Annotated in this window: 24 protein-coding genes and 1 pseudogene; 8 read left to right on the top strand and 17 right to left on the bottom strand. The window is 67.6% G+C overall.

The window, feature by feature from the left end; translation table 11 throughout:
• Window positions 1-106 precede the first annotated feature (106 nt).
• The 4 genes from H8F24_RS10550 to pheS form a co-directional block, all read right to left on the bottom strand.
• Window positions 107-613 carry a DUF192 domain-containing protein gene (locus tag H8F24_RS10550; protein WP_197169656.1) on the bottom strand — a complete coding sequence of 169 codons (507 nt, stop codon included), beginning with the start codon at window positions 611-613 and terminating at the stop codon, window positions 107-109.
• Between the two features lie 44 nt (window positions 614-657).
• Entirely contained in the window at window positions 658-1,317 is a 660-nt protein-coding gene (locus tag H8F24_RS10545; protein WP_197169655.1) for a response regulator transcription factor, read from the bottom strand.
• Entirely contained in the window at window positions 1,314-2,237 is a 924-nt protein-coding gene (locus H8F24_RS10540; protein ID WP_197169654.1) for an NAD(+) kinase, read from the bottom strand. The genes H8F24_RS10545 and H8F24_RS10540 overlap by 4 nt, the downstream gene beginning before the upstream one ends.
• Before the next feature lie 141 nt (window positions 2,238-2,378).
• Window positions 2,379-3,386 (bottom strand): phenylalanine--tRNA ligase subunit alpha, encoded by a 1,008-nt coding sequence (gene pheS, locus H8F24_RS10535; protein WP_197153848.1) that lies wholly within the window; start codon window positions 3,384-3,386, stop codon window positions 2,379-2,381.
• Window positions 3,387-3,475: 89 nt separating this feature from the next.
• On the opposite strand from pheS, the gene surE reads away from it, so the two are divergent.
• The gene (gene surE, locus H8F24_RS10530) at window positions 3,476-4,291 is read left to right on the top strand and encodes a 5'/3'-nucleotidase SurE (RefSeq protein WP_197169653.1); all 816 of its coding nucleotides are present in this window, start codon (window positions 3,476-3,478) and stop codon (window positions 4,289-4,291) included.
• A 44-nt stretch (window positions 4,292-4,335) separates the two neighbouring features.
• Here the strand turns inward: surE and H8F24_RS10525 are convergent, their stop codons facing one another.
• The gene (locus H8F24_RS10525) at window positions 4,336-4,908 is read right to left on the bottom strand and encodes a DUF3611 family protein (RefSeq protein ID WP_197153846.1); all 573 of its coding nucleotides are present in this window, start codon (window positions 4,906-4,908) and stop codon (window positions 4,336-4,338) included.
• A gap of 100 nt (window positions 4,909-5,008) precedes the next feature.
• Here H8F24_RS10525 and H8F24_RS10520 point away from each other — a divergent pair.
• The 4 genes and pseudogenes from H8F24_RS10520 to H8F24_RS10505 all read left to right on the top strand — a co-directional run.
• A pseudogene (locus tag H8F24_RS10520) lies at window positions 5,009-5,929 on the top strand (bifunctional riboflavin kinase/FAD synthetase); the annotation flags it as partial.
• Between the two features lie 209 nt (window positions 5,930-6,138).
• On the top strand, window positions 6,139-7,296 hold the full coding sequence (locus tag H8F24_RS10515) for a thiamine phosphate synthase (RefSeq protein WP_197169651.1): 1,158 nt from the start codon (window positions 6,139-6,141) through the stop codon (window positions 7,294-7,296).
• The gene (thiS, locus tag H8F24_RS10510) at window positions 7,293-7,526 is read left to right on the top strand and encodes a sulfur carrier protein ThiS (RefSeq protein ID WP_197153843.1); all 234 of its coding nucleotides are present in this window, start codon (window positions 7,293-7,295) and stop codon (window positions 7,524-7,526) included. Before H8F24_RS10515 ends, thiS begins: the two co-directional genes overlap by 4 nt.
• 29 nt (window positions 7,527-7,555) lie before the next feature.
• Complete coding sequence (locus H8F24_RS10505; protein WP_231597743.1) at window positions 7,556-8,548, top strand: DUF1517 domain-containing protein; 993 nt, start codon at window positions 7,556-7,558, stop codon at window positions 8,546-8,548.
• On the opposite strand, the gene larB is transcribed toward H8F24_RS10505, so the two are convergent.
• From larB to era, 5 genes are read right to left on the bottom strand one after another with little or no spacing between them, the layout of a single operon-like run.
• Window positions 8,517-9,230 (bottom strand): nickel pincer cofactor biosynthesis protein LarB, encoded by a 714-nt coding sequence (larB, locus tag H8F24_RS10500; RefSeq protein WP_197169650.1) that lies wholly within the window; start codon window positions 9,228-9,230, stop codon window positions 8,517-8,519. The two genes, H8F24_RS10505 and larB, sit on opposite strands and share 32 nt — an antisense overlap.
• Complete coding sequence (locus H8F24_RS10495) at window positions 9,227-9,679, bottom strand: TIGR03792 family protein (RefSeq protein WP_197169649.1); 453 nt, start codon at window positions 9,677-9,679, stop codon at window positions 9,227-9,229. The genes larB and H8F24_RS10495 overlap by 4 nt, the downstream gene beginning before the upstream one ends.
• Window positions 9,679-10,899: a tRNA (guanosine(37)-N1)-methyltransferase TrmD gene (gene trmD, locus H8F24_RS10490; protein ID WP_370594824.1), complete on the bottom strand. Its 1,221-nt coding sequence runs from the start codon at window positions 10,897-10,899 to the stop codon at window positions 9,679-9,681. The genes H8F24_RS10495 and trmD overlap by 1 nt, the downstream gene beginning before the upstream one ends.
• Window positions 10,900-10,910: 11 nt before the next feature.
• The gene (locus H8F24_RS10485; RefSeq protein ID WP_231597741.1) at window positions 10,911-11,480 is read right to left on the bottom strand and encodes a phycobiliprotein lyase; all 570 of its coding nucleotides are present in this window, start codon (window positions 11,478-11,480) and stop codon (window positions 10,911-10,913) included.
• A gap of 51 nt (window positions 11,481-11,531) precedes the next feature.
• Window positions 11,532-12,614, bottom strand: coding sequence for a GTPase Era (gene era / locus H8F24_RS10480; protein WP_197169647.1), 1,083 nt, complete (start codon window positions 12,612-12,614; stop codon window positions 11,532-11,534).
• Between the two features lie 34 nt (window positions 12,615-12,648).
• On the opposite strand from era, the gene H8F24_RS10475 reads away from it, so the two are divergent.
• Window positions 12,649-13,182 carry a hypothetical protein gene (locus H8F24_RS10475; protein WP_197169646.1) on the top strand — a complete coding sequence of 178 codons (534 nt, stop codon included), beginning with the start codon at window positions 12,649-12,651 and terminating at the stop codon, window positions 13,180-13,182.
• A 223-nt stretch (window positions 13,183-13,405) separates the two neighbouring features.
• Here the strand turns inward: H8F24_RS10475 and H8F24_RS10470 are convergent, their stop codons facing one another.
• The 5 genes from H8F24_RS10470 to H8F24_RS10450 all read right to left on the bottom strand — a co-directional run bounded on the left by H8F24_RS10470 (window position 13,406) and on the right by H8F24_RS10450 (window position 19,536).
• Window positions 13,406-14,137, bottom strand: coding sequence for a Bax inhibitor-1 family protein (locus tag H8F24_RS10470; RefSeq protein ID WP_197153837.1), 732 nt, complete (start codon window positions 14,135-14,137; stop codon window positions 13,406-13,408).
• A gap of 76 nt (window positions 14,138-14,213) precedes the next feature.
• Window positions 14,214-15,209: a PhoH family protein gene (locus tag H8F24_RS10465; RefSeq protein WP_197169645.1), complete on the bottom strand. Its 996-nt coding sequence runs from the start codon at window positions 15,207-15,209 to the stop codon at window positions 14,214-14,216.
• An 11-nt stretch (window positions 15,210-15,220) separates the two neighbouring features.
• Complete coding sequence (gene rpsP / locus H8F24_RS10460) at window positions 15,221-15,607, bottom strand: 30S ribosomal protein S16 (RefSeq protein WP_197153835.1); 387 nt, start codon at window positions 15,605-15,607, stop codon at window positions 15,221-15,223.
• A 69-nt stretch (window positions 15,608-15,676) separates the two neighbouring features.
• The gene (gene ffh / locus H8F24_RS10455; RefSeq protein WP_197169644.1) at window positions 15,677-17,173 is read right to left on the bottom strand and encodes a signal recognition particle protein; all 1,497 of its coding nucleotides are present in this window, start codon (window positions 17,171-17,173) and stop codon (window positions 15,677-15,679) included.
• A 143-nt stretch (window positions 17,174-17,316) separates the two neighbouring features.
• The gene (locus tag H8F24_RS10450) at window positions 17,317-19,536 is read right to left on the bottom strand and encodes an IMS domain-containing protein (protein WP_197169643.1); all 2,220 of its coding nucleotides are present in this window, start codon (window positions 19,534-19,536) and stop codon (window positions 17,317-17,319) included.
• A gap of 109 nt (window positions 19,537-19,645) precedes the next feature.
• On the opposite strand from H8F24_RS10450, the gene pdhA reads away from it, so the two are divergent.
• Complete coding sequence (gene pdhA / locus H8F24_RS10445; RefSeq protein WP_197169642.1) at window positions 19,646-20,740, top strand: pyruvate dehydrogenase (acetyl-transferring) E1 component subunit alpha; 1,095 nt, start codon at window positions 19,646-19,648, stop codon at window positions 20,738-20,740.
• A 48-nt stretch (window positions 20,741-20,788) separates the two neighbouring features.
• Here pdhA and H8F24_RS10440 read toward each other — a convergent pair whose 3' ends face one another.
• On the bottom strand, window positions 20,789-21,721 hold the full coding sequence (locus tag H8F24_RS10440) for an RNA polymerase sigma factor, RpoD/SigA family (RefSeq protein ID WP_197169641.1): 933 nt from the start codon (window positions 21,719-21,721) through the stop codon (window positions 20,789-20,791).
• Window positions 21,722-21,861: 140 nt separating this feature from the next.
• On the bottom strand, window positions 21,862-23,544 hold the full coding sequence (locus H8F24_RS10435; protein WP_370594742.1) for an NAD(P)H-hydrate dehydratase: 1,683 nt from the start codon (window positions 23,542-23,544) through the stop codon (window positions 21,862-21,864).
• A gap of 165 nt (window positions 23,545-23,709) precedes the next feature.
• Here H8F24_RS10435 and mnmA point away from each other — a divergent pair, with 165 nt between their 5' ends.
• Complete coding sequence (gene mnmA, locus H8F24_RS10430) at window positions 23,710-24,912, top strand: tRNA 2-thiouridine(34) synthase MnmA (protein WP_197172228.1); 1,203 nt, start codon at window positions 23,710-23,712, stop codon at window positions 24,910-24,912.
• Window positions 24,913-24,920: the final 8 nt, after the last annotated feature.

Below are 24,920 nucleotides of genomic sequence, written 5' to 3'. Positions count from 1 at the left end.
ATCAGGTGGCCCGGGGGACAGCCGGGACGGAAGCGGAACAGTAGCGATCCCGGCTGAAAACGGACTGGGGCAGCCGGTGACACCTGATTGCTGCCACGGAGGGCGACTAGGGAGACAAGGAAGGTCCAGAGGGAAGGGGCTCCAGCTGGACGCGGGTCCCGATCACAATGGCCTGGGCTTCCGCCTGGCCCGCCGCCAGCTCGATCACCCCATCCACCGCCTGGTCGGGGCCGTAGCTCCGGCAGGGAAGATGGGGGCAGGGTTGCGTGTTGGTCTCGATCGCGATCACCTGGCCATCACGCACGAAGAGCATGTCCAGCGGTTCGGGCGTGCGGTGCATCCAGAAGCGGGCCAGGGCCGGGGGGTCGTAGGGGAACCACATGCCCCGCAGGGGCGGCAAGGGGGGACGCAGCTGCAGGCCGAGGGCCTGCTCGCGGGGAGCATCAGCCACCTCCAGGTCGATGCAGCGATCGGCCTCCAGGCACCAGCGAGCCTCGATCGGCAGAAACTGCGGCGCAGCCTTGGGGGCGGAATCCGTTGCAGGGGGGCGGGTGGTGGCTGGGGGATCAGTGCCAGCCCGGGCACACCCAGCGGCCAGCACCAACACCGTCATTCCGATCAGGCGAAGTCCACGCAGGGAGTGTTCTCGGTGGATGCTCATCCACGGCCCTCCAGCGTCGGCAGGCGCTCGGCGAGACAGTAGCCACGGCCCCGCACGGTGTGGATCAGGCGCCGCTCGCCACCCTCTTCCAGTTTCTGGCGCAGATAGCGCACGTATACCTCAATCACGTTGCTGGCCGTGGCCTGCTGGTCGTCCCAGACCTCCCGCAGGATCTGCTCGCGGCTCACCACCTCCCCGGCATGGCGCAGCAGCAGCAGCAGCAGCTGGTATTCCCGCGCCGTCAGAGCAACGGACCGGTTGCCGCGTTTCACCTGACGGCCGCTGGGGTTGACCCGCAGGTCGGCCACCTGCAGCACCGGCAAGGGCGTCGTGCTGCGGGTGGCCAGCTGCAGATGGAGCCGCAGGCGGGTGAGCAGATCACTGGGTGGACTGCTGGAGAGCCAGTAGTCGTCGGCGCCGGCGGTGAGGCAGCGGGAACGGCCTTCCACCGAATCCGTTGCGATATCCAGCAACACCGGGATCGGACCCCAGCGGCGCCGCAGCTCCTGGATCTGGGGGGCCTGATCGGATGAGAGCAGGGCCGCGTCCACGTTGGAATCGTGATCCAGGGCGGTGAGGGGCTGATAGCCCGAGGCCGCCAGCCGCTCCGCCAGGGCCACCGCTTCAGGACCCAGCAGCAGAACGGCGGAGCTCATCGTCCCTGCTCCGGTGCCGACCCCGGCTTGGCCACGTGGGGTAAACCCCAGCCCAGCTTGTTGCGCAACACCTGGAAGAACTCGTGGTCGGCCAACCGCACAAAGCGCACCGGATGGTCGCTGCGACGGATCAGCACGCGATCTTCCGGCCACACATAGCAGCCGGCGCTGCCGTCCACCACCATCATCAAGCGCTCTGGTGTGGCTGGAAACACGGTCACCGGCTCCCGATCGTTGAACACCAGGGCGCGGGAGGCCAGGGAATGGGGTGCGATCGGCGTCAGCTGCAGCACCGGGCAGTCCGGCGTGATCACGGGGCCACCGGCGCTGAGCGCATAGGCCGTGGAGCCGGTGGGTGAGGAGAGGATCACGCCATCGGCGGCGATGTCCACCGGCGCATGGCGGCCGATCGCGATCTCGAAGTGGCACATGCTGGTGAGCGGTTCGCGGTGCAGGGCCATCTCGTTGAGGCAGAGCACCTCCCAGCGCCGCTGCTCACCGCGCATCACACTCACCACCAGCAGAGTGCGCTCCTCCACCGTCCAGCGGCGTTCGATCACCTGCTCGATCACGGCATCGAGGTCCTTGAGGTAGGCCTCGGCCAGGAAGCCGAGGTGTCCCGTGTTGATCGTCAGGATCGGCACGCCGATCGGCGCGGTCTGGCGCGCCGCCGAGAGCACGGTGCCATCGCCCCCGAGCACCACGGCCAGCTCCATGTCCGCGTTGAAGAGGGGCGGAACGCAGGCCGCATAGCCGAGGCTGCGCAGGTGCTGGTCGGGGTTGGCGAAGCCCACCATGCCGCCGGAACTGCTCACCCGCACCACCTCGAAGCCACCGTTCTGGAGGCGCTCTTCGATGGCGTTGGCCGTGGTGATGGCCAGGTCCTTGCCGTCGTTGACGATCAGTCCGACCCGGGGCACCGATCGCAGGCAAGTGGCAAGCTGAGTTTATGGGCGCCGTCCGGCCGCTGACGGGCCCCGTTCACAAGGCGCAGCCGCCCCCTCAGCCGGCCGAGCCACTGTTGCCTCAGAAAGGGCAGAGCACCGGATCAAGGCAACGGCTCAGAACTGCTCAAGGAAGCGGAGGTCGCTGGTGAACAGTCGGCGGATGTCGTCGATGCCGTGGCGCACCATGCAGAAGCGCTCGACCCCCAGGCCGGCGGCGAAACCGCTCCAACGCTCCGGGTCGAGACCCAGACCCTGCAGCACCGCAGGGTCGACCATGCCACACCCCATCACTTCCAGCCAGCGGCCCCGCCATTGCACATCCACCTCGGCGGAGGGCTCGGTGAAGGGGAAGTAGCTGGCCCGGAAGCGCACCGGCAGATCGCCGAAGAACTGCTGCAGGAAGGTGGTCACGGTGCCGCGCAGGTGGCTGAAATCCAGCCCCTCGTCGATCGCCAGCACCTCCACCTGGTGGAACACCGGCGAGTGGGTGGCATCCACGGCATCGCGGCGATAGACGCGGCCGGGGGCCACGATCCGCACCGGCGGTGGGTTGTTCTCAAGGTGACGGATCTGCACCGGTGAGGTGTGGGTGCGCAGCAGACGGTCGCCGGGCAGATAGAAGGTGTCCTGCATGTCCCGGGCCGGGTGGTGCTCCGGAATGTTCAGGGCGGTGAAGTTGTAATAGTCGGTCTCGATTTCGGGGCCTTCCGACACCCGGTAGCCCAGCCCGGCGAACAGGTCGACGATCTCCTCCACGGTGGCGATCAGGGGATGGCGATGGCCCGGCGGCACAAAGCTGCACGGGGCGGTGACATCCAGCGTCTCCTGGGCGATCCGTTCGGCCAGGGCGGCCCCCTTCACCGCCTGCAGCCGCTCGGCCATCAGGCCCTGCACCTGCTCCTTGAGCCGGTTGGCGCGCTGACCCACCAGCGGACGCTCCGGAGCGGGCAGCTTGCCCATGGCCCCCAGCACCCCTGACAGGCGTCCTTTTTTCCCCAGCAGACCGACCCGCAGCTCCTCGAGAGCCTCGGCGCTGGCGGCCGAGGCAATGGCGTCGGCCGCCTCCGCCTCGAGCCGATCGAGCTGGCCTACGAGCTCCTGCAGGCTGACGGGGGCGCTCACGGCAGTCACGGCACGGGTGATGGGGATGGCCGACTGTAAGGAGGCGCCCTGTTTAGGTTGCCAGCAGCCACAGCAGCCAGAGCACACCGATGGCACCGCTCCGGATCCTGATCAGCAACGACGACGGGGTCTTCGCCGGCGGCATCCGTACCCTCGCCGCGGCAGCGGCGCAACGGGGGCACCAGGTCACGGTGGTGTGCCCGGACCAGGAGCGCTCCGCCACCGGCCATGGCCTCACCCTTCAGACCCCCATCCGGGCGGAACGGGCCGATGAACTCTTCGCCGAGGGGATCACCGCCTGGGCCTGCAGCGGCACCCCCAGCGACTGCGTCAAGCTCGCCCTGTTCAGCCTGCTGGATCAGTGGCCCGATCTGGTGCTGTCGGGCATCAACCACGGCCCCAACCTCGGCACCGATGTGCTGTATTCCGGCACCGTCAGTGCGGCCATGGAGGGCACGATCGAGGGCCTGCCCGCCCTGGCGGTGAGCAGCGCTGATTTCCAGTGGCGCCAGTTCGAACCCGCCGCCGAACTGGCCCTGGACGTGGCCGAGGCAATGCTGGCAGACGGCTGGCCCCAGGGATCCCTGCTCAACCTCAATGTGCCGGCGCTGCCGCCGGAGCGGATCGGAGCGCTGCGCTGGTGCCGCACCGCCGTGCGCCGCTACACCGATCAGTTCGACAAGCGCATCGATCCCCGCGGCCGCACCTATTACTGGCTGGCAGGTGAGGTGGCCAACGATCTGGAGGCCACGGCGGCGGGGCCGGGCGAGTGGCCGACGGACGTGGCCCATGTGGCCGAGGGGGGCGCGTCGCTGACGCCCCTGCAACCCGAGCTGTTCTGGCGTGGTGATGCCATAGCCCTGCCGCCCTGCGAGAGCCTGCGGCCCAGCCGCAAGCTCGACTGAACCCTCCTGGTGAGACCGTGCCGCCGTGCGGGGTCACCTGCCGTTCAGGCCGTGCGGGAGATGCGCTGCAGCATCCAGAGGGTGAAGATCAGGCCGATCAGATGGGCGAACAGCACCTGGGTGTTGCTCAGCACCGAGAGCATTTCCAGGGAGGTGATCGGATAGTTCGTGATCCGCCCATTCGGGGTGCTCATCACCCCGCCGAAGGCGAAACCCGCCTGCATCGAGGCCTGCACGAACAGACTGCCCGCCAGGGCCTGATAGCCCACCGCCGCCAGGGTGAGTCCGACCAGATCGGCCAGCAGCCCGCGTTTGATCAGACGGGCGGTTTCGCCGCGGCTGGGCCGCACCGGACTGGCCAGGGCGCGGCCGCAGCGCACGATCAACCAGCCTTGCCAGAGGCTGAACAGCAATGCAAAGAACGACAGCGTGGTCAGGGAGAGGCCGGGCCCCAGGCCCAGGGCCTTGTCGGCGCGGGCCGCGATCTGACCGCCGATGTTGTTGAACAGCAGCACCCCCACCACCACGACCCCCAGCACCAGCTGGGTCCAGAAGCGCACCCAGCCCACCCGCCGCAGGGCCGCGGAGATGCGCTGGAGATCAAGAGGGTCGGCCATGGAGCGGCACCGAAGCTCCCCAAACTTGCCATGGGAAGATCAGCCCCTGTCCTGGAATCGGCCCTGTCGCCCTGCCCCCACGTTCCGGACGCCTGACGCATTGATCCCTCTGCGATCCCCCCAGGACGCCTTTCGTCCTTCCAGCATCGCCCTGGGCAGCTTTGACGGCCTGCATCAGGGCCACCGACGGGTGATCGCGGCGATCACAGGCCAGAACTGCCCCAGTGGCTGCACCCCCACGGTGGTGAGCTTCTGGCCCCATCCTCGGGAGGTGCTCCATGGCGACACCCGCCTGAGGCTGGACCTGCCCGCCGAGAAGCTCGCCCTGCTCCAGCCCCTGGCGGTCAGGCAGCTGGTGTTGATTCCGTTTGATCGCGCTCTGGCCAGCCTCAGTCCTGAAGCTTTTGTCGAGCAGGTGCTGGTCGATCAGCTGCAGGCGCGCCGGATCGCGGTGGGGGACAACTTCCGCTTCGGGGCGGGCCGCCGCGGCGACGCCCAGGACCTGGCCCGGATCGCCGCCGGGCATGGTGTGGCGGTGGCGGTGCTGCCGATGCTCTGGGATGGCAGCGAGCGCGTGAGCAGCAGCCGCATCCGCCGGGCTCTGGCGGCCGGAGAGCTCGACGAAGCCCGACGTCTGCTGGATCGTCCCTACCGCTTCTGCGGCCAGGTGGGCAGCGGCCGCGGTCTGGGGCGGACCCTGGGCTGGCCCACGGCCAATCTGCAGGTGGACGGGCGCAAGTTCCTGCCCGCCGAAGGGGTCTATGCCGCCTGGGCCTGGGTGAATGAGGCCCCCAGGGAGGCGATGGCGGCGGTGATGAACCTGGGTCCCCAGCCCACGGTGGATCCCCAGGCCCCTTCCGCCGTGGAGGTGCACCTGCTGGATCGCCAGCTCAACCTCAACGGCCTCGCTCTGACGGTGGAGCCGTTGCGCCTGCTGCGCAGCCAATGCCGATTCAGTGGTCTGGATGAACTGGTGGCGCAGATCGGCAGGGACGCTGACCAGGCACGTCAGATCTGCGCGGCGATCGTGCCCGACCCAGACCCCTGGAATGCTGATGGCTGAAGCTCTCAGCCGGCCGGATAGGCGTGGGTGAGGCCCCAGCCGATGAAGGCGGCGATGCCCCCCAGGAGCAGCACTCCAGACACCAGCACCAGCATCGGGTTGTCGCTGCCGCCCTGCTCCATCTCGACTGGTTCCTAGGCTCTCCCCACCCTACCCAGGTCGCACCCATGGCGGGTTCTCCCGCGCCGGATCAGGTGGCAATTCATCGCCTGATCGACGCCAACCTCGACCGGGCGCGCGAAGGCCTGCGGGTGCTCGAGGACTGGTGCCGTTTTGCCCTGGAACGCGGGGATCTGGTGGTCCGCACCAAGGACCTGCGCCATCGGCTGGGCCAGCGCCATGCCGATCACTACAAGCTGGCCCGCCGCACCGCGACCGATCCGTCCACGGGGCTGGGCCATCCCGCCCAGGAGCAGCGCCGCACCCCGGATCAGGTGATCGGTGCCAATGCGGCACGGGTGCAGGAGGCCCTGCGGGTGATCGAGGAATTCGCTCGCGCCGGCGATCCTGAGCTGGCCCAGGACGCTGCGGCGATCCGCTATCTCCTCTACGACCTGGAAGTGGAACTGCTCCAGGCCTCAGAGCCCACAGCCGACCCAGCTTCAGCCACAGCCCCAACTCCAGACGCAGCCGCTTCGCGGCGCCAGCGCCTCGCCGCTTGCAACCTCTATCTGGTCACCGCACCGGTGCCCGATCTCGCCGGTGTGGTGGAGGCCGCCCTGCGGGGTGGTGTGCGCCTGGTGCAGTACCGCGCCAAGGAGGGCACCCCGGGGCTGGATGACCAGCGGCGCCTCCAGGAGGCCCAGGTTCTGTGTGACCTTTGCCGTCAGCACGGTGCCTTGTTCCTGGTGAATGACCGGATCGATCTGGCCCTTGCGGTGGAGGCCGATGGCGTCCATCTCGGCCAGGGCGATCTGCCGGTCCCCCTGGCTCGGCGGCTGCTGGGTCCGGAGCGGTTGATCGGGCGCAGCACCCATGCCCTTGAGCAGTTGGAGCAGGCCGTCGCTGACGGCTGCGACTACGTGGGGGTCGGTCCGGTGATGGCGACGCCCACCAAGCCCGGCCGCGAGCCCGTCGGGCTGGCCTACGTGCGTCAGGCGGCAGCCCAGAGTTCGATTCCCTTCTTCGCGATCGGAGGGCTCACGGCAGAGCATCTGCCCGCCGTCCTGGCCGCCGGTGCCCGTCGGGTGGCGGTGGTGCGGGCCGTGATCGAAGCGGAGGATCCGGCTGCCGCCGCCCGGCATCTGCTCGATCAGCTGGACGTGGGCGGGCCAGCCGACACCCATACTCATCGGGTCCTGAAGCACCAGGAGATCCCCGCGTGACCACGCCGCCGGAGCCCCAGGAGCTCATCCGGCTGCAGGTGAATGGCGAGGAGCGACGCTGCCCGGCCGGCCTCAATCTCGAGCAGGCCCTCGTCGCCCTCGGCTACCGGCCCCAGCTCGTGGTGGTGGAGCTCAATGGTGAGATCCTGCCGCGCCGGCAGTGGCCGGAGCACCGGGTCGTGGAAACCGATGGGCTGGAGGTCGTCACCATCGTGGGAGGCGGTTCCTAGATTCGTTTCACCCGCAAACGGCGTCCCTGGTGTTCTCCCCGCGACCCAACCAGCCCCTTCGGAGCAACAGACCCGGCCAACGCCCCCTGCGGCGACTGTTCAGCTGGCTGGCGATTCCCCTGCTCGTGGCGGGGCTGTTGCTGGCCCATCCGGATCCCAGCTGGGCCGCTAGAGGCGGCCGCATCGGCGGCGGCAGCTTCCGCTCTGCCCCCTCGGTGCCTCGCAGCTATGGCGGCGGCAATCTCGGCGGTGGCGGTTATCGCGGTGGGAGTTACGGCAGAGGTTTCGGCGGCGGCATCGGCTTTCCCTTCCTGATTCCGATCTTCGGCTTCGGCGGAGGGGGCCTGTTTGGTTTCCTGATCCTGATGGCGGTGGTCGGCGTTCTGCTCAACGCCGTTCGTGGCATGGGGAATGGCCCGAGCCTCGGCAGTGGCAACGGCGTTGCCTACCCGTCCCGCCCGGATGGTCCCGTCACGATCGCCCAGGTTCAGGTCGGTCTTCTGGCCACGGCTCGGCAACTGCAGCAGGATCTCCGCAGGCTGGCCGCCAGTGTGGATACGGGGACCAATGCTGGCTTGCAGCGGGCCCTGCAGGAGACCACCCTGGCCCTGCTGCGCCATCCGGATCTCTGGGTCTATGCCCACAGCGATGTGGGTCAGGTGCCCTTTGCCAGCGCCGAATCCACGTTCAACCGCCTTTCCATGGCCGAGCGCAGCAAGTTGTCACGCGAGGTGACCAGCAATGTCGGCGGTCAGCGCCTCAGCGACAGCAGCATGACAGCTGGCGACAGCGACGCCACCAGTGATTTCATCGCCATCACCCTGTTGGTGGCAACCCGCACCAAGCTGGCGCTGAAGGGTTCCGATACCGCCGAAGACCTGCGCCAGACCTTTCAGAAGCTGGGTGCCGTGGGCATTGAAGATCTTCTGGCCCTGGAAGTGATCTGGCAGCCTGATGGCGCTGGCGACGTGCTCAGCACCGAGGAGCTGCTCACCGCCTATCCAGATCTGCAGCACCTCTGATCCGCAGGATGCGCAGCGCCGCCATAGCGGCGCCGTAGCCGTTGTCGATGTTGACGACGCTCATTCCTGGGGCGCAGCTGGCCAGCATGCCGTGCAGGGCTGCCATCCCTCCGGCGCTGACGCCGTAGCCCACCGAGACCGGCACACCGATCACAGGCTGCGGCAGTAAACCCGCCAGCACCGTGGGCAGGGCTCCTTCCATGCCGGCACAGGCGATCAGCACGGTCGCCTGTTGGAGCCGTTCCAGCTGGCTCTGCAGACGGTGCAGCCCGGCTACCCCGACATCCAGCACCAGCTCCACGGGCACACCATGGCAGGCCAGGGCAAGGTGAGCCTCGGCCGCGACACCCAGGTCGCTGCTGCCACCGGTGAGAACGATCACGCGGCCGAGCTCCGGATCGGGCGGCGGCGGTGCCGGCAGGGTGAGGCAGCGGGCCTCTGGGTGGTGCAGCGGCCGGTCTGTCTCCTGGCCTTGGCCAACGAAGCTCTCCAGAATGGCCTCGGCTTTGTCGGGGACCACGCGTGTCACCAGGGCCAGCTCGCCCTGGTCGTGGAATCGGCGCAGCAGGGTCACAATCTGCTCGGCGCTTTTGTGTTCCCCCCAGATCGCCTCCACCATGCCGAGGCGTCCGCGCCGCTCGAAGTCGAGGCGGGCCCAGATCTCGCTGCTGAGCCCGCTCATGGGCGCAGGATCTGCAGTTCACCCTCCTGAACCAGTGGGAAGGGATTACCCGCGGCCTGTCCGGTGGCCGAGCGGGCCAGTTGCTCGAACTGCTCCTGTACCGCCTCCACCTCCTGGGGGGCGATCGCCTTCCACTGCTCGCGGCTGGCCCAGCGAATCAACAGCAGACCCTCCTCCCGCTCCTGATCCCAGAACAGATCACGGCCCAGGAAGCCATCCTGTTGACGCAACCAGGGCTCCCAGCTGCCGCGCTCTGCCTCCAGCCAGGCCTGCTGGCCATCAGCCGGAACCTTGACGCGCAGCTGCTCCACGATCGCCACGTCATAGCCACCCTCGGGATCGGCGAAGGCGGCAACGCTGACCTGCGGATGGGAGCCCAGCAGCACGATGAGGAGCCCAATGGTGCTGAGGACCCTAAGGAGCCAGACACGGGGTCGGCGAGAGCCCATCAGCCGGCGCTGGGGCGCTGCAGCAGAGCCACCGCATGGCAGGCGATGCCCTCTTCACGGCCGGTGGGGCCGAGCTGTTCGTTGGTGGTGGCCTTGATGCCCACCTGGTCGGGATCCAGGCCCATGCAGGTGGCGATCGCGGCACGCATCGCCGTGATGTGGGGTTTGAGCTTCGGGCGCTCAGCCACCACCACCGCATCGACGTTGCCCACACGCCAGCCCCGCTCCGCCACCAGAGCCACCACCTGCTGGAGCAGCTGCAGGCTGTCGGCGCCCTTCCACTGCGGGTCGTCCGGCGGGAAATAAAGACCGATGTCCCCCAGGGAAAGGGCACCGAGCAGGGCATCCATCAGGGCATGGACCAGCACGTCAGCGTCACTGTGGCCGTCGAGGCCCAGGCCGGCTGGATGCTCCAGGGTCTGCCCCCCCAGGATCAGGGGGCGTCCTGGCACGAGGCGATGAATGTCGTAGCCGTTGCCGATCCGGAGCTGCATGGAGCGCCCATGGTGGCCGCCAGTCTGTCCTGCCGGAGCCTCCTGCACGAGCCAGCGGGCATGCAGATCCGGCCGCCGCGCGGCGGTGCGCTGCAGCTGTTGCTCAGCCCGCCAGCGGGCGATGGCGCCATGGTCGCCGCTGCGCAGCACGGCCGGCACGGCCATGCCGCGGAAGTCGGCCGGCCTGGTGTAGTGCGGATGCTCCAGCAGGAGGGTGCTGTGGCTTTCGTCCTCCAGGCAGGCCTGGGTGCCCACGGTGCCGGGCCGCAACCGCACCACCCCGTTGATGATCGTGGCTGCCGGCAGTTCGCCGCCGGTGAGCACGAAGTCGCCGATCGACACCTCTTCATCGGCCAGGCTGCGAATGCGCTCGTCGAAGCCTTCGTAGTGGCCGCAGAGGAACAGGAGCTGCTCGTAGTCGCTGGCCCAGCGGCGCAGATCGGCCTGGGTCAGCGGCTTGCCCTGGGGGCTCATCAGCAGCACCCGACGCCGCGGCACAACCGGAATCGCCTCGACGGCCGCAAACACCGGCTCCGGCTTGAGCACCATGCCAGCCCCGCCTCCGTAGGGGATGTCATCGACCTTGCGGTAGCGGTCGGTGGCGAAATCCCTCGGGTTGTGAACGTGCAGCTCGGCGATGCCGGCTGCGAAGGCTCGCCCGATCACCCCCAGCCCCAGCAGCGGCGCAAAGGCCTCCGGGGCCAGGCTGACCACATCGAGGCGCATGGCCATCGGCTTCAGACCGCCGTGGCGCCAGGCGCGGCCGCACGGCTGACCCGCCGGATCTCGGAGCTGAAGCTGGCGCGGCCGGGGCTGCCATCGGAGCGGTGTTCCACGGTGCTGCGCAGCCGCAGGTTGGGCTTGGTGAACCAGATGCGCTCGCGCACCTCCGTGCCGCCGCTCTCCAGCCGCAGCTCCAGGCTCCCGTCCGGCCACAGCTGCCAATGTCCCGCTGGGCTGGTGCCGGAGGCTGCCGCTGAAGCCCGGAATCCACCCTGCCGATCGAAGACCAGGCTGCGTTCGGGGTGCCCCTTCGGGGCGATCAGCAGCCCACCGGGTTCCGCAGGGTGCTCGGCCCTGAGGTAGGTCACCACCAGCTCGCCGCGCTCGGAGCTGTGCCACTCATCACCATTGGCGCCCTCTTCCAGCTGCCCCAGGCCAAACAGACTGCGCAGGCTCATCCATTCGCCCGCACAGAGCTGCAGGAAAGCCGTCAGATCACTGGGCGGAAAGGGAGCATCCGTTGACGCCGCCGGGACAGGAGGCGTGGAGGCGGCAGCGCTGGCGCCGGGGCTGGCGTCGACCAAGGCGGATCGGTGCACGATCGTCCCATCCTCTCAGCCGCCCTCCCGATCGCCTCAGTCGCCGCGATAGCCCAGTTCCGCCAACCGTGCCGCGCTGCGCCGCCAGTTGGGCACCACCTTGACGAACAGCTCGAGATAGACCGGTCCGTCGAACACCTTCTGCATCTGCAGCCGAGCCCCCTGGCCGATCTGGCGCAGCATGCTGCCCCCCTTGCCGATCAGGATGCCCTTCTGGCTGGCCCGTTCCACCAGCACCGTGGCCAGCACGGCCGTGCGGGGGCCGTCATCGACGATGCGATCGATCTGCACCGCCACCGAATGCGGCACCTCCTCGCGGGTGTGGCAGAGCACCTGCTCGCGGATCAGCTCGGCCAGCAGCAGTTGCTCCGGTTGATCGCTAGTGGCATCGGGGGGATAGAGGTGGGGGCCGATCGGCAGATCGGCGGCCAGAGCCTCGACCAGCTCCGCCGTGCCGACTCCCGTGAGGGCACTGACCGGATGGAGGGGCCAGTCCAGCCGTGGCGCAGCGGTTGGCCCGACGTCGTCCCCAGGGCTGGCGCCAAGCGTGTTGTCGCCGGCCAGGAGCTGCCGGTAGGTCTCCGCCAGCTCCCGGGCCTGCTCGGGCGGCACCAGATCGCTCTTGTTGAGGGCCACGTGCACCGGCACCCGGGCGTGGCGCAGCAATTCGACGATGAAGCCGTCGCCTCGCCCCGCGGGCTGGCTGCCGTCCACCAGCAGCAGCACCAGGTCCACCTCCCCGATCGCGCCCCGGGCGCTCTGGACCAGCCGCTCGCCGAGCAGATGGTGGGGCTTGTGGATGCCGGGCGTGTCGAGCAACACCAGCTGAGCGCTGGGGGTGGTGAGGATGGCCCGCAGGCGGTTGCGGGTGGTCTGAGCCACCGGCGAGGTGATCGCCACCTTCTCCCCCACCAGCTGGTTGAGCAGGGTGGATTTGCCCACGTTGGGGCGACCGATCAGGGCCACAAAGCCGGAGCGGAAGCCCTCGGGGGCCAGGCCGAAGCTGCTTCCCCCGGCAGCCGGGGGCTCGGGAATCGGCAGCAGACGCCCACCTGCTGCTGCGGTGCCCTCGGGGCTGGGTTGGGGCGACGACGGATCGCCGGGGTGACTTGGCTCCATAACCTCAACACTGCCAGCAGACGGTGCCGACCCCATGGATACGTCCACCCCCCTTGCCCAGCCCACCTTCCCGCAGGCGATGGAGATCACGGCCCAATGGCTGGGGCTGTGGGAGAGCGGCGAGCTCAGCGACGAGGTGCTGGCCGATCGGGTGGGGGAGCTGGTGGCCAGCCGCGACGGAGCCCGTGGCTTCTTCGTGGTGGCGCTGGCGGGGGATTGCCCGTTGATGGACCGCCTGCCCGAGCCGCTGGTGCTGCAGCTGCGGGCCGCCGGCGATGGAGTGGTGGATCTCACCGCCCGCAACCTGGCCATGAGCACCGCCATGACCCTGCACCACGGGCGCGCCGGCGATGACCAGCAGCAGGCGGCCTCCGCCCGGGTGGCGGCCCGCTGCACCGAGCTCATCCGCCTGCTGGAACCCCTGGCGGTGAAGACCCGGTTGGAGATTCTGCTGGCGGCCGCTCGGAACGGCTCCGGCACCGATGTGGATTTTCTGGATCGCTGGGGCTACGACACCGAGCAGCGCGCGGCCATTGCCGAGGCGATCGAGGCGGTAGCCGAGGACTGATCGCGAGCCAGACAGACAGACAGAAAGACAGTTAATTGGCCAGCCAGCAGCCAGGCAAGCACGTTATTGCACAGAAAGGCACACAATTGACACTGCTGAATCAATCAGTGCCCCCAGTTCGGGCACGTCCCATGAAAAAGCGCCCCTTTAGGGGCGCAAAGGAGGTTCGAAGATAGATCAGCAATGGCTATTTTTCAGGCCTTGGGATCAATCGTGCTGGGATTCAGTCGCGACGGCCACCACCCTGCAGGGCGATGATCAGGCGCAGAATGAAGATGAAGAGGTTGATGTAGGTGAGGTACATCCCCAGAGCACCGGCTAGATACTGGTCGTCGGTGTAGGACCTGGGCATCGTATAGAAGTCCAGGAATGCGGCACCGACAAACAGCACGGTGCCGAAACCGGCGATCATCAGTTCAAAACCACCCGTGCTGAACATGCCTGGGGCAAAGATGCTGCCCACAACCTGAACCACCATGGCGATGATCAGGCCGAGCAGACCCAGACCCACCACGGCTCCAAGGGCCTGACCGATGCTGTCGCTCATGCGGCGTCCCAGCACCGACGCCACCACAAAGGTGATGCCAGTGGCCAGGGCGGCTGTGCCTACGGCACCGATACCTGCAGAGGCAACGGCGTAGCCGACGATGCCACTCAGAGTGAAGCCCGTGATCAGGCTGTAGGCGGCCAGCAGCGGCAGGGCAGTGCTGTTATTGCCCTTGGAGGCCACATTCTGGGCCACGAAGAACAGGATGAAGTTCCCGATCAGGGCCACCCAGAACAGGGGCATGTAGAGCGGGCTCGACATCATCGAAAGCCCACCCAGCACCCCGCCAGCGGTGAGCACCATGCCACCACCTACGTAGGGCAGCGCCTTGCTGACGACATTGGGCCCAACGAGGGCGCTGGAATTGGCCTCGCGGATCGCTTCCTGGAAATTGCTGCTGGCCGGCATGGCTCACCAGTTCTGCGTACTGACTCATCCTGCCAGCCAGTGACGGGGGCCGGTTGATGCGTTGGTGCGGATCTCCCTATCGTCGGCTGCTGGAGCCGGAGGGCGCTCCATCCCTGCGGGCATAGGCCTGCACCAACCGCTGCACCAGTGGATGCCGCACCACATCGGCAGCTGTGAGGGTGCAGATCGCCACCCCCTCGACCCCCTGCAGCACCTGGGCGGCTTCCGCCAGGCCACTGGTGACCCCAGGAGGCAGATCCACCTGGGTGGGGTCGCCGGTCACCACCATGCGCGAATTCTCACCGAGGCGGGTCAGCACCATCCGCATCTGACCCGCCGTGGTGTTCTGCGCCTCATCGAGGATCACAAAGGCATCGGCCAGGGTGCGGCCTCGCATGTAGGCCAGCGGTGCCACCTCGATCACACCCTTTTCGAGCAGCGTGGCGGTGCGCTCGCTGCCGAGCAGGGTATGGAGGGCGTCGTACAGCGGCCGCAGATAGGGATCCACTTTCTGCTGCAGATCACCGGGCAGGAAGCCGAGCCGTTCTCCGGCCTCCACAGCGGGCCGGGTCAGGATCAGCCGTTCCACCTTGCGCTCGTGCAGCATCCTCACCGCCAGAACCGTGGCGAGGAAGGTCTTGCCGGTGCCGGCAGGGCCGAGGGCCAGAGTGAGGTCGTGGCACTCCATGGCGTCCACGTAGGCCTTCTGCTTGAGGGTGCGGGGGCGCAGCAGTTTGCCGCTCTGGCTGCGGGCCAGCACCTGATCACTGAGGCGCGCATGTTCCTGCTCCCGGCCCGTATCCAGAGCCTTGAGCGCGGTCTGCACGTCCACCCGGGTGATCGCCTGTCCCTCCTGCCACAGCGGGCGAAGCAACTCAACCAGGGCAGAGGTGCGCTCCAGCTGGGAGGCCCGCCCCTGCAGCACGAGGTCGAGCCCGCGCAACACAAGAAGCGTCCCGGTGAGGGACTCAAGGTGCCGCAGGCTCGACTCGGCTTCCCCAGCCAAGGCAAGGGCTGCCTCGGGGGAGGGGAGCGGAATGGAGAAGGTCTGGAGCCCCGCCGCTTCGGCCATGGGGCTGCCGATCAGGCTTCTACGGCGGCGGGTTCGGGTTCAGCGGTCGCTGCTGCCGCCTCAGCGGCCTTGGCAGCGGCTTCAGCGGCGGCCTGCTTGGCAGCGGCCTCACGGGCGGTGGCCTGCTTGGCCTTGCCCACCACCTCGGCGGAGCGGATCGTCTTCTCGATCAGACCACCCTTCTCCAGCAGGTAGCGCACGGTGTCCGTGGGCTGGGCACCCTGGCTGAGGCGCTTGCGGATCGCCTCGGTGTCGAGGCGCGTCTCTTTGGTGCGGGGATTGTAAAAACCGAGTTCCTCGAGGGGATGGCCATCCCGGCGTGAGGTGCTGTTGGTGGCCACGAGGCGGAAGCTCGCTTCCCGCTTCTTACCGAACCGCTTCAGGCGGAGCTTGATCATCGAGGCTGTGCCGCTAGGTGTCCAAAGGTCGAATCTACCTCTCAGACCTTCACCCCCCGCAAGAGGCCCTCAGAGTTGCCCGAAGCCCTTGCGCTTCTTGGCCGGCCGGGCCGGTTTCGGCGCGCCGCCACGGCCAGCAGGCGCCCCCATCCCGGGCATTCCGCCCATGCCAGGCATCCCTCCCATCCCCGGCATGCCACCCATGCCGGGAAAGCCCCCCATGCCAGGGAATCCCCCAGGCATGCCTCCCATACCCGGCATGCCACCCCGGCTCATCTGTTGCATGAAGCCGCGCATCTTCTGGAAATCGGTCAGCACCTTGTCCACCTCGGCGGGGCTGTGACCGCTGCCGGAGGCGATGCGCCGCCTGCGTGAGGGTTGGGAGGCCAGCAGATCGGGTTGCTCCCGTTCCTGCTGGGTCATCGAGCCGATCATCGCCTCGATCTTCCTGAGCTGCTGCTCCCCCTGCTTGAGCATGCCGTCGTCGATCTTGTTCATGCCCGGGATCATTTTCATCAGGCCGCCCAGCGAGCCCATGCGCTTGATCAGGCGCATCTGCTGCACGAAATCGGAGAAGTCGAAGGTGGCCTCCTGCAGCTTCTGCTGCATCCGCGCCACGTCGGCCAGCTCGACCTCCTTGGTGGCCTTCTCCACCAGGGTGAGCACATCACCCATGCCGAGGATGCGGCTGGCCATCCGTTCCGGGTGGAAGGGCTGCAGCGCCTCCACCTTCTCGCCGGTACCGATGAACTTGATCGGGGCACCACTCACCTTGCGGATCGAAAGCGCTGCCCCGCCTCGGGAGTCGCCGTCGAGCTTGGTGAGCACGGCGCCGGTGATGCCCACCTGCTCGTGGAAGGCGCGGGTCAGTTCGGCCGCCTCCTGACCGATCATCGAATCCACCACCAGCAGCACCTCATCGGGCTGCACGGCTTCGCGGATCCGCACCATCTCCTCCATCATCGACGTGTCGATCTGAAGGCGGCCGGCCGTGTCGACCAGCACCGTGTCGAAGCCCTCCTGCCGCGCTTTGGCGATACCGGCTGCGGCGATGGCCTCAGGCCTGGCCTCGGTGCCCAGGCTGAACACCTCCACGCCGATCTGGCCGCCCAGGGTCCTGAGCTGTTCGATGGCAGCCGGGCGGTAGACGTCCGCTCCCACGAGCAGCGCCTTGCGGCCCTGGTCCTTGAGGTGCAGGCCGAGCTTGGCGGTGGCGGTGGTCTTGCCGGCGCCCTGAAGGCCGGCCATCAGGATCACCGTGGGAGCCCCCTCCGTGCCGCCTGCCGCCAGGGGAGCGTTCTCGCCCCCCATGGTCTCCACCAGCTGTTCATGCACCAGCTGGATGAACTTCTGATCGGGGCTGATGCCACGCACCACCTCCGACCCCACGGCCCGGCTGCGCACCTCGTCCACGAAGGAGCGCACCACCGGCAGGCTCACGTCGGCGTCGAGCAGGGCACGGCGCACCTGCTGGAGGGCCCCCTCGACGTTGGTTTCGGTGATTTTGTCCTGACCCCTCAGGCTCTTGACGGCGTCTTCAAAACGCTGGGAAAGCTCGTCGAACATGAAGGGCTGGCGGAAGGGGCTGACGGAAGCAGGCTGACGGAAGACGCGGCCGGAGTCGGGGCCTCCAGTGCCTGCGATCGTAAAAACTCAGCGTCGGTGGTGATCTCCCGGTGGAGCGTTCCCCTCTGCCGCGGAGGGGAAGATCAGCCCCCTCGGTGGAAGCTCACCAGCTGCCAGGGACCGTCTTCACGGCCAAACACGTAGGTGTTGGTCAGTGTGAAGGGAGGGGTGGTCTCGATCACGGCGCCATCGGCAGCCAGGGTCTGATCGGAGTAGCGCAGCTCAGCCACCAGCACGACCCGCCGGGGCGACTGCTCGGTAATCCGCAGATCCAGCACCTTGGTGTCGATCACCTGGCGCCGATCACGAGCCTGGTCCCGTCGCCTTTCGCCCTCAACGGCAGCGGCCTGGTTGGAGCGAGCCACCGCTTCGAGGGCAACTGCCGGCTTGTCACCGGCGAGTACCGCCGCTTTTGCAGCCAGCCACCCCTCGAGCAAGGCACGCATCTGAGCTTCGCTGGGCTCAGCCGCCTCCAAGGGAAGAGCCTGGGCTGGCGTCGGCATGGTTGCGGAGGGCTGTGCCTGGGGTTGTGTTGGCGCTGCAGTGGAGCTTGGGGACGGAGTCTTCTGAGGAGCTGCAACTTGAGAATCCTGTCGACCCTGATCAGCCACGTGGGGACTCCAGAGCCACCAGCCGGTCGCCAGCAGCCCCCCCCCCACCACCAAGGCCCCACCCCACAGCAGGGGCCGGGGGAAGGCGGCCAGCTCAGTCGAGATCCTGGAGACCACTGGCTCCCACAGGTTGGACCGCAGCTGGGCGGGATGGAGATCGGACCAGCGCAGGAGCGGCACTTCCTGCAGGTCTGGATCCTCCGCCTCCATGTTCTGTTCGAACTGGGGGGTCATTGATGCCCGGGACAGCTCTTCTGGAAAGGGGTGGTGAGGATCGCGGGTGAGGTCCCAGCCTGGCGCCATCGACTCAGCCAGTGGAGGAAGGGGTGCAGCACCGGTGAACAGGCTTCCGGCGGCGGACAAAGCAGCAGGAGTGGCTGGGGACATGGAGGAGCCAGGGGAATTCACAGGCGTCGAGGCCAGACTTCCGCCGGTCGCGGTGGCTGGCGGGGACAATGCCGCAGATGTCGTGGCCGTCACTGGCTCGGTCGCAGGCCTGGGATGCTCGGCTTCGGCCCGGCGACGTCGACGGTCCTGGCGTTCCACGAAGCTCTGCACGTCACGATCATTGAAATAGGCGTCCAGGTCAGGTTCGGAGTCCAGGTCGCGGTAGCCGGTGAGCACCTCCCGGGCCAGCCAGTCGCGGCACACGGCGCAGAGCCGAACCAGGAGTGGATCCTCCCCATCAATGGCGTGGTGTGGGTTCTGAGGCGCTGTGCTGGAGAACAGCGCCTCCGCCTGATCCACGTCTCCAAGCAAGAGCAGCAGACAGGCTTGATCGGTCTGCTGGGGTGGCGCACCTCGGATGGCCAGCCGCTCCAGGGCCGCGGCGATCCGTTCGGGTTTGCGCTGGGCGAAGCCGCTGGCAGTGAGAGCCTTGCAGGCCAGAAGTTCGGCGCGGGCCGACCCCGCCCGTGACCAGCGCTCGAACAGATCGAGTTGCTCCTGCAGGGTGAGGAAGGAACGGATCTGGGCCAGAAACGCCAGGAATTCCTGGGGGCTGAGCATCGTGCTGGCTTCACTGTCCATACCACCGCGCTGCTGCACCAACTGCTCCAGCAGAGCCATACCTTCATTCCGCTGAGCCACGGCGGCCAGGTCACGGCTGAGCAGGTCGAGGATCCGGTACGGCAGGAGCTGATCGCGCTCCGTGGCCATCTGGTCCCGAAGGGCTGCACACTGGCCCATGCGTTGCAGCAGTTGCAGGCCACGAGTCAAGGTCTGGGAAGCGGCTTCATAGCGGCGTTGACGGCGATATTCGGTTGCGGCTGCCTGGCTGCTCAGCCCAGCCAGCAGCGTGAGATCCGCCTCGCGGCCGCTGCCAAGAGAGGGTGCCCGAGGGGGCTGCAGGCACCGCTCAGCCTGCTCGAAAGTCTCCAGAGGTTGACCGGCTTCAAACAGCAGGAGAAGCCCGCCCACCTCGTGGGAACTGGACACCTCCAAGGCTGCCATGGCCTGGGCGTCGTCGCCCACAAGGGAGGTGAGATGGGATTCGTAAGTGCGCCGTCTGTCTTCATCGGTGAGCAGATCGGCACTGGCGCGCAGCAGCTCACCCCTTGCTTCCAGCGTCTCATGGGTGAAACCCTGGTCGGGAGCCCGATCGAGCCTCTGCTGCAGGGTACGGAGCACAGACTGGGCGTCTGTGGTGGGGGTGACACCGAGCAGACGGAAGTGATCGATCGGCAGTTCCAACCAGGCATCCGCTCCTGGGAGCCGACTGTAAGCAGGAGAAGCAATCTGGACAGCCGTTCGATGTCGGACCCCGTACAGTCAGCGACACGCTTCAGCATCCGGGCCCGTCATGACGCAGGAGATGGCCGCAGAGACCACCGCTATGGGCAGTGCCATCCCCTCCGGAGCCGGCAGCCATGCCGAGCGCCTGTCCTCCCTTTACCCCTCAGGCAATCTCAGCATCAGCCGCGAGGAGGGTCTGATGCTCTACCGCGACATGACCCTGGGGCGGCGCTTTGAAGACAAGTGCGCCGAGATGTATTACCGGGGCAAGATGTTTGGGTTCGTGCATCTCTACAACGGCCAGGAGGCTGTGAGCACGGGCGTGATCAAGGCGATGAAAGCCCAGCACGACTGGTTCTGCAGCACCTATCGCGACCACGTGCATGCCCTCAGCGCCGGTGTTCCTGCCCGTGAGGTGATGAGCGAGCTGTTCGGCAAGGCCACAGGCTGCAGCAAGGGCCGTGGCGGTTCGATGCACCTCTTCTCCAAGGAGCATCATCTGCTGGGGGGCTATGCCTTCATCGGCGAGGGCATTCCCGTCGCGCTCGGTGCCGCGTTCACCAGCCGCTACAAGCGTGATGCCCTCGGCGTTACCGACAGTGATTCGGTCACAGCAGCCTTTTTCGGCGACGGAACCTGCAACAACGGCCAGTTCTTCGAGTGCCTGAACATGGCGGCACTCTGGAAGTTGCCCATCCTGTTTGTGGTGGAGAACAACCGCTGGGCCATTGGCATGGACCATGACCGTGCCACCAGTGATCCTCAGATCTGGCGCAAAGCGGCCTCCTTCGGCATGGCCGGTGAGGAAGTTGATGGCATGGATGTGCTGGCCGTTCGGGCTGCCGCTCAACGCGCCGTGGAGCGTGCCCGGGCCGGCGAAGGCCCGACCCTGCTGGAGTGCCTCACCTATCGCTTCCGTGGCCACTCCCTCGCCGATCCAGACGAGCTGCGTGCCGAAGCTGAAAAGCAGTTCTGGGCTCAGCGCGATCCGATCAAGCAGCTGGCTGCTCACCTCACCAGCCAGGGATTAGCCAGCGGGGACGATCTCAAGGCGATTGAAAAAGAGATCGATGCCGAGGTGAGCGATTGCGTTTCCTTTGCTCTGGATGCGCCCGAGCCCGATCCAAGCGAACTGACCCGCTACATCTGGGCGGAAGACTGAAAAGAGGCACTGCCGACACTGAGTGCTCGCAGGTCAATAACCTGGGGGCTATCGGCGGGTGAGATTCCGCAGTTTGCGCAGCGCCTTGAGCTCCACCTGCCGTACCCGCTCGCGGGAGACATCGAGCCGGCGCCCGATCTCGGCCAGGGTGTGGCGCTCTTCGCCTTCAAGGCCGAAGCGCAGCTGCAACACCTCCTGCTCCTGCTCGGTGAGCTGACTGAGCCAACGCCCCAGCTGTTCCTGGTGCATCCCCCGTTCGACCCGATCCAGCGGTTCCTCACTGCTGATGTCGGCGATCAAGTCGCCGAGGAAACTGCGACCTTCGTCACCGCTGACAGGCGCATCCAGGCTTGAGGTAGTGAGCGCCTGACGCAGCAAGGAGTCGAGCTCCTCGAGTGGCATATTGATCGCCTCAGCGATTTCGCTGCGACTGGGCATGGCGCCTAACTTATGGGCCAGCTCCAGGCTCACACGGCGCACGGTGGTGAGCCTTTCGCTGAGATGAACCGGCAGACGGATGGTGCGCGACTGGCAGGCGATTGCCCGGGTCATGCTTTGACGGATCCACCAGAAGGCATAGGTGGAGAACTTGTACCCCCGAGTGGGATCGAACTTCTCCACAGCGCGCTCGAGCCCGAGGGAACCTTCCTGAATCAGATCGAGCAACTCCAGGCCCCTGCCTTGATATTTCTTGGCGACGCTCACCACGAGCCTCAGATTCGCTTTCATCATGCGCTGCTTGGAACGACGCCCCAGACGCAGAATCCGACGCTGCTTCTCCGTTTCCGCGTCGGGCTCTGGCTCACAGTCGCGTTCGCCCCGCTCCAGCAGATGCATCATCGCCTGCACCTGGTTGCCCAGTTCAATCTCCTCGGCTGCGGTGAGAAGAGGCTCGCGACCGATCGTGGCGAGATACCAGCTGATCGAATCACCGCCACGCCGGCGACTGGAGTCCCCCGTCTTCAGGGATGAGGTCGCCATTGGGGAAGGGTCGGAGGCTGGAATGTCGACTATCCACGAAAAGGATGAAAAGGGGCTGTACTTTCAACAACCCTTCAGGTTGTGACAGCAAAACCACACAGTCGAATCGTTAGTCCAGTCTCAAATCAATTTTGCCGTGGTTAATGCTGTTGTGCGGCTCGCAAGTGTGCGGATTTCTTGACTTTCCTCACTGTCGGTAACGCTGCCGCCACCGCTTCCGGTGTGGCGGCCCCCTCCCCCTGCTGACGCACCACCAGGCCACCGGCCTCGGCATGGGCCAGGGCCGCGCCGGCCAGCAGGACCGGCAGCGCTTCCAGGTCTGCTCCGGCCGCCAGCGCTCTGCCCCCCACCCCAGCGGCGAAGCCGGCCAGCACATCGCCCAGCCCAGCCCTGGCTGCGCCAGGCCAGGCTTTCAGCAGCTGCCAGCAGCGGCCATCAGCCGCAGCCACCACGCTGCGGGCACCCTTGAGCAGCACGGAACAGCACGCCAGAGCCGCCGCCTGCCGGGCGGCTTCCAGTGGCTGCAGGTCGCCCAGATCGGGAAACAGCCGGTTGAATTCACCGCGATGGGGCGTGATCCAGGTGGGTCCGCTGCGTCCTCGTAACCAGAGAATCCCAGGCGCCTCGCCCGGCTCACCGCTGGATGCGGCGAGCCGGTTGAGGCCGTCGGCATCAAGCACCAGCAGCCCGGGGAAGGCCTGCAGCTGATCCCAGAAACTCTGTTCCGCCTGCCACAGCCTGGCTTCTGCGGTTGCCGCGGCCGCTCCCAGCCCCGGTCCCAGCAGCACCGCATCGAGACGATCCAGCGCCCCGGCGCCCAGCCCCCCCAGCGCCAGTCCACCTTGGGCAGTGCTGCCCAGGCTGGCCTGCAACACGGTGTGGGGCTGCACCAGCCAGAGCCGCTCCGCCACCGCCTCGGGCAGCGCCGCCCGCAGGCTGCCGACACCGCTGGCACTGGCGCCACTCAAGGCCAGGATTGCAGCACCGCGGAAGGTCTGGCTTCCAGCCACCACCAGCAGGCGACCACGGCCGTACTTGGCGGCGGTGGGATCGATCTGGGGCCAGGGGAGGGCACCCAGATCGGAAGCAGCCATGGCGCCACCGATACCGAGGAGTTGGCTCGGCGGCAGGGAGCCAAGCAGAGTCGCAGCCAGACCCAGGTCGATCCGCCGCAACCGCCCCACATAGGGCAGGGCCGCATCCTGCACCAGGCCCTGCTTACGCAGGCCGATGCAAAAGGTGGTGTGGGCCACGGCAGCCCCGTCCCCCAGGCAGCGTCCGGAGTCGCTGCAGAGTCCGCTGGGCACATCGATCGCCAGCAACTGCGCCGGTTGTTGCTGCTGGCGATGCGCCAGCAGCTGCTCCAGGGCTGGATCCAGCCGGCGGGTCTGGCCCACCCCGAACAACGCATCGATCCAGAGGGCCCCATCGGCCGGGTCGGGCTCTCCTTCCAGGGCGGCTATGCCCAGCCAGGCGGCGTGGCGGCGATGGGCTTCGGTGAGCGGTTTGAGCCGCGGCCAGGGGCACCAGATCCGCACCGGCCAGCCGGCCAGATGCAGTTCCCTTGCCACCACCAGGCCATCGCCTCCGTTGTGGCCCGGCCCCACCAGCACCAGCACGCCGGCCCTGCGGGCCCGCCCGCGCCAGGCAGAACCGGTGCGCACTCGCTCAGCCACCGCCAGGGCAGCCTTCTCCATCAGGGCCTCGACCGGCAGGCCGGAGGCGAACAGTTGCTGCTCCAGCGCAGCCATCTGGGCACCGCTGACCAGCAGGTGATCCGCATCGCGCCGGGGCCAGCAGGGCGCAGGGGGGAGGGGCGACAAGGCGGTGATGGCGGCACGGTTTCATGATGGAAAGCCTGCGGCCCGCCGACAGCCGCGTACTGCCTCCAGGTCTTGACCGTCCATCCCGCTCCACTGTCTTCGCCGTTGCCTGCGCCGCTGTCTGCTGAAGGCGTGACTGCGTCAGCCGATACCGCCCTCCGCGCCGTGGCCGCCCCGGTCACCCCTGCCGGAGCTGAGGCGCTTGAGCGCCTGCGCCGCTGGCCGGGAGAGCATCGGGTGGCCGTGGGCCTCTCCGGTGGTGTCGACAGCTCCCTCACGGCGGCCCTGCTGGTCGAGGCCGGCTGGCAGGTGGAAGGGCTCACCCTCTGGTTGATGAGCGGCAAGGGGGCCTGCTGCGCCGAGGGCCTGGTCGATGCGGCCGGCATCTGCGAGCAGCTCGGCATTCCCCACCACGTGGTGGATGCCCGGGAGCGCTTCCGCGAACAGATCGTCGATGTGCTGGTGCAGGGCTATGCCTCCGGGATCACGCCGCTGCCCTGCTCGCGTTGCAACCGGGAGGTGAAATTCGGCCCGATGCTGGAGTGGGCGCAGCAGCACCGCCGCATCGAGCGCATCGCCACCGGTCATTACGCCCGGGTGCGCCATGCCGATGCCGGCGATCCACTGCCGGTTCCCACCAGCGCCGCTGCAGAGGGCGCGACCGTGGCCGGGCGCCATCAACTGCTGCGCGGCCTGGATCGCCACAAGGATCAGAGCTATTTCCTCTACGACTTGCCCCAGGAGGTGCTGGGGCGGCTGGTGTTCCCCCTGGGGGAGCTGACCAAGCCGGACACCCGGCTGGAAGCGGCGCGCTACGGCCTGCGCACCGCCAGCAAGCCCGAAAGTCAGGACCTCTGCCTCGCCGACCACCATGGCTCGATGCGGGCGTTTCTGGACGCCTACCTGCCGCCCCGCCCGGGCGAGATCGTGCTGGCCGACGGCACCGTGGTGGGCAGCCACGACGGCATCGAGCATTTCACCATCGGTCAGCGCAAGGGTCTGGGGGTGGCCTGGAGTGAGCCGCTGCATGTGGTGCGGCTCGATGGCGCCATGAACCGGGTGGTGGTGGCTCCGCGGCGGGAGGCGGCGCGGGACCGTTGCATCGTGGGGGCGATCAACTGGATCTCCATGGCTCCGCCGGCGGCGGCGCTGGAGGTGGACGTGCAACTGCGCTACCGCAGCGCCCCCGTGGCAGCCCGGCTCACCCCCCTGGCCGCCCAGCCAGACGACGGGGCCCATGGCCGGCCCCATCGCTGCCAGCTGGAGTTCGCCGAGGAGCAGTTCTCGATCACCCCCGGCCAGGCGGCCGTGTTCTACGCCGGGGAGGTGGTGCTGGGGGGAGGCCTGATCCAGGCTCACCAGGTTTGATCCAGGTG

Origin of the sequence: Synechococcus sp. CBW1002, from assembly GCF_015840915.1 — a bacterium.
Taxonomy (GTDB): domain Bacteria; phylum Cyanobacteriota; class Cyanobacteriia; order PCC-6307; family Cyanobiaceae; genus CBW1002.
This window is presented reverse-complemented; position numbering and strand designations above follow the sequence as displayed.